The following is a 3969-nucleotide window of genomic DNA, read 5'->3' on the forward strand; positions in this document are numbered from 1 at the left end:
CATGTTCTAATTTTGTCTTATAATTTAAAACCAAAATCATCATGAAATTTAAAGAATTAGGAAACACCGGTGAACAACTTTCTGCTATTGGATTAGGCTGTATGGGGATGAGCTTTGCTTATGGCCCGTCAGATGAACAGGAAAGTATCAGTACTTTGCACAGAGCATTAGATTTGGGCGTTAACTTCTGGGATACGGCAGATATGTATGCCAATGGTGAAAATGAAAAGTTAATCTCTAAAGTATTAGTGCCCAACAGGGATAAAATTTTCATTGCCACTAAATTCGGATTCAGATTTAAAGACGGAATAGCCAGTCATAGCGGGGCTCCGGGAACTTATTTCGATGGTTCTCCGGAATGGATCAGACAAGCCGTAGATTTAAGCCTTCAAAGATTAAAAATAGATACCATAGATCTGTATTATGCGCATAGAGTAGATCCTAATGTTCCGGTAGAAGAAACTGTAGGAGCTATGGCTGAGCTGGTTAAAGCAGGTAAAGTAAAATATATCGGATTATCTGAAGCTTCAGCAGAATCTATCAGAAAAGCCAATAAAATTCATCCAATAGCCGCTTTACAGTCAGAGTATTCTATTCTTAGTAAAGATGTTGAGGGTGAGATCCTGCCAACCATAAGAGAACTGGGGATTTCATTAGTACCTTATTCACCACTGGCGAGAGGTCTTTTTGCCAATATCAATGACGTGCAGAATCTTGGAGATGATGATTTCAGAAAATCATTACCCCGTTATCAGCAGGAATACCTGGAAAATAATACCAGGTTAGCAAATGAAATCAATGAGTTTGCTGCTTCAAAAGGATTAAAAGGAACCCAGCTGGCATTAGCATGGGTATTGAACCAAGGTGATGATATCATTCCGATTCCAGGGACTAAACGTATCAAATATCTGGAAGAAAATGTTGCAGCAGCCAATATTGAGCTGTCTCCATCTGATCTGGATACCATTGATGCCATTCTGAAGAAATATCCGAATGTAGGAGAAAGATATAATGAAGGGTCAATGAAACTGGTTAATAACTAAAAATAGCATATACACTGGGTTTCTGAATATCAGGAACTCAGTTTTTTATAAAATATATTGTACTCATTTGCGTAGAACATTTAAGTTTCCAGAGATGCTATTCGAGTGAGGGCAAATGTTGAAATACTATTTAAACTATGAACAGAAGAGAATTATTAAAGAATAGTCTGCTTGCAGGCACATTAAGTTTCATCCCTTTTTCCAATGTATTTGCAGAAAGCAAAACCATCCTGGAAAAAACAGAAGATGATCTGTCTGGTTTTAAAAAAATTAAACTTGGAGAATTAGAGCTGTTTATTCTGACAGACGGATATATCCATGAAGAAAACCTGAATTCATTTGCCCCAAGAGGAAATATTTCTGAATTGAAAACAATCCTTAAAGACAACTTCCGTGCAGATCACTATATTGATATGGCAGTCAATATCCTGCTTGTTAAAACAAAAGAAAAACTGATCCTCATGGATACTGGTATGGGTATATTTGCAGATGAAAGAACCGGGTTTTTATTAAAAAGCCTTCAGAAAGCCGGATTCTCAGCACAAGATATTACAGATGTATTTATCTCTCATGCCCATCCGGATCATATCGGTGGGGTAGTAGATAAGCAGAATAAACTTGTTTTTCCCAATGCTTCCATCTTTATTTCAAAAACAGAACATGATTTTTGGACGAATGCTTCCATTAAGGATTTCAATAACAGTGCCTTGAAAACGCATTCTGAAATGCTTAACCAGATGATTCCGGCCCTTCAGAATATATTGAAAATTATTCAGCCCAAGTTGAAATTTTATGATTTGAATAAGACCCTGTATAATCATTTCAATTTTCAATTGGCTCCAGGACATACTCCCGGTTTAACGATTACTACAATATCATCAGGGAATGAAAAGCTGATGTATATTGCTGATCTTATTCATTCGGATGTTATTCTTTTCCCTCATCCTGATTGGGGTTTTTCAGGAGATACAGATCTGGATATTGCCACAGCCTCAAGAAAGAAGTTTCTTAAACAGTTAGCCGATACAAAAGCCAGAGCATTTGCTTCTCATTTGCCATGGCCGGGATTAGGTTTTACAAAAATAAAGGCTCCGGCATTTGAATGGATTCCTGAAAGCTTTATGAATTGATATAAGCAAATATGGTAGATGATTAAATAAAATCAATAAGAGCGGGCTTTAGCCCGCTCTCACTATAACTGCTTATTCATTCGGCTTTATGAAGACTTAAATATTAGTAAAAACCAATTTTGAAGCGTACAGTTTTCTGAACATAATATAAGTAACAGTAAGAACAGAAAAAGCTATGATCGCATCTATCGTCGCAGGAAAACCAAGCACCGCAATTTTTGAAAAAAACGCAAAGATAATATCAAAGAACATACCTGCGAAAACCCATTCTTTAAGCCTTAATTGTTTATTGGGAAGTAAAAGAACCACAATTCCTGATAGCTTAAATACCCCCAAAATATAAATGAAATGCGGCGGATATCCCAATTGCTGAGTAATATCCCAAACAACCGGGTTTTTTGTGAGCTCAAAAAAGCCACTAGCTCCAAACCATAATGACATAAAAATTACTCCTGTCCAGTAAATGATTTTTGTTGTTTTTGTTTTCATTGTTGTATTGTTTTAAATGATTATTTTATTGAATTGAAATTAACTTTTGCTGTTCCGGAAATCTTTCCTGTTTTTGGATTCTGGATGAAAGCGATAACTTCCCAGTTGTCTGCAGAAAATTGTTTCGGAAATTGGAATGCAGTTATCCCTTTTTGATTTTTATTCAAGGATATTACATTCTGCTTATGAACGATCTGCCAATGTTGTAAATGACGACCTTCATTTTCTCCTTTTCCCACTTGAGTGGAAGATTGTTTTTCCACCAGACTTATCAGAAGATTATTTTTAGAATCAGGAGCATAGGTTTCATATTGTACCTGAATTTCATTTTTGGTAATTCGCGCTGAAAGATTGATGGTGGTATTTTGAGAATTAGAATTGAATAATACTGTTTGAAGGGCTTTACTGACTGCATTTTCATCAGAACCAACAAATTCAGTTTCTCCATTGATTATCAATTGGGGAGTGTAAACTTGGGAGGACAAAATACGGCTATACATTTGTTGACGCTGAGAATTTTCTGCGGAACTGAATCGGTCTTTCCATCCCAAACGGTTCCAATAATCAACATGATAAGAGAGGATATAAACATTTTCATTATTGTATTCTTTTTCGATCTTTCCCATCAGTTCATCAGCGGGTGGGCAGCTTGAACAGCCTTCTGATGTAAAAAGTTCCAGAACCGCAAAGCCTTTGTTTTCTGTTGTGGAATATTGCTTTATCTTTTCTTTCTCATCTTTTTGAACGAAAGCAAAAGCAGAAAATAGTGATAAGGCTAAAAGCCCGACTGTGATTGTATTTTTTAGTATCATATCTTTTAATTTGATTCAAAAGTAAATACTATTGATTTTCAGTGAAATGTGAAATTGGTTGAATCAGACAAATTGAAGGGTGAAACCGGAAAATGATGCGTGGAATATTTTTGTAAAATAGAAGCACAGGAATGAAAATAAAAATTGCAACCTTATTTTAAAAGTTGCAATGATTGTTAATTAGTATTTGACAAATGTGATTATCTATTTTCAAGCCAGGTAAAGAAACTATGTGTCTTTTCTTTATTAATTAAAAGCTTTTCAGGTGTATCAATAACAAGTTTCACCAGGATTTTACGTTGGAAATAATGCTCCATCTCTTTAATGGCTTTAAAATTGACAAGATATTGCCTGTTAAGTCTGAAGAACTGCTTGTCGGATACCTGTTCTGCAATTTGCCCCAACGGTTGGGTAAGCGGGAACTGCTCTTTGGCAAATGTTACCAGATGAGTAATCTCATTATGGATATAAAAATAGGCAATTTCTTCTGTGGGT

Annotated in this window: 5 protein-coding genes; 2 read left to right on the forward strand and 3 right to left on the reverse strand. The window is 35.6% G+C overall.

All coding sequences use genetic code 11. The annotated features are described in order from the left end of the window. Positions 1-41: 41 nt before the first annotated feature. Positions 42-1043 (forward strand): aldo/keto reductase, encoded by a 1002-nt coding sequence (locus BBH99_RS10210; RefSeq protein ID WP_066695211.1) that lies wholly within the window; start codon positions 42-44, stop codon positions 1041-1043. Between the two features lie 137 nt (positions 1044-1180). Further along, a complete protein-coding gene (locus tag BBH99_RS10215) occupies positions 1181-2173 on the forward strand; it encodes an MBL fold metallo-hydrolase (protein WP_066695213.1) in 993 nt (330 codons plus the stop codon). Between the two features lie 96 nt (positions 2174-2269). Here the strand turns inward: BBH99_RS10215 and BBH99_RS10220 are convergent, their stop codons facing one another. The 3 genes from BBH99_RS10220 to BBH99_RS10230 form a co-directional block, all read right to left on the reverse strand. Beyond that, positions 2270-2662, reverse strand: a complete 393-nt coding sequence (locus BBH99_RS10220; RefSeq protein WP_066695215.1) for a DoxX family protein — start codon at positions 2660-2662, stop codon at positions 2270-2272. A gap of 20 nt (positions 2663-2682) precedes the next feature. After that, the gene (locus BBH99_RS10225) at positions 2683-3474 is read right to left on the reverse strand and encodes a DUF1223 domain-containing protein (RefSeq protein WP_066695217.1); all 792 of its coding nucleotides are present in this window, start codon (positions 3472-3474) and stop codon (positions 2683-2685) included. Positions 3475-3674: 200 nt separating this feature from the next. Further along, on the reverse strand, positions 3675-3969 hold a 295-nt coding region (locus tag BBH99_RS10230), incomplete at its 5' end, for a LytR/AlgR family response regulator transcription factor (protein ID WP_131799212.1).

It is taken from the genome of Chryseobacterium contaminans (assembly GCF_001684955.1).
Taxonomy (GTDB): domain Bacteria; phylum Bacteroidota; class Bacteroidia; order Flavobacteriales; family Weeksellaceae; genus Chryseobacterium; species Chryseobacterium contaminans.

Bases quoted from the DNA above. Each gene is read 5' to 3' on its own strand.
- BBH99_RS10210 (WP_066695211.1), top strand. From the start codon at position 42: ATGAAATTTAAAGAATTAGGAAACACCGGTGAACAACTTTCTGCTATT.
- BBH99_RS10215 (WP_066695213.1), top strand. From the start codon at position 1,181: ATGAACAGAAGAGAATTATTAAAGAATAGTCTGCTTGCAGGCACATTA.
- BBH99_RS10225 (WP_066695217.1), bottom strand. From the start codon at position 3,474: ATGATACTAAAAAATACAATCACAGTCGGGCTTTTAGCCTTATCACTA.
- BBH99_RS10220 (WP_066695215.1), bottom strand. From the start codon at position 2,662: ATGAAAACAAAAACAACAAAAATCATTTACTGGACAGGAGTAATTTTT.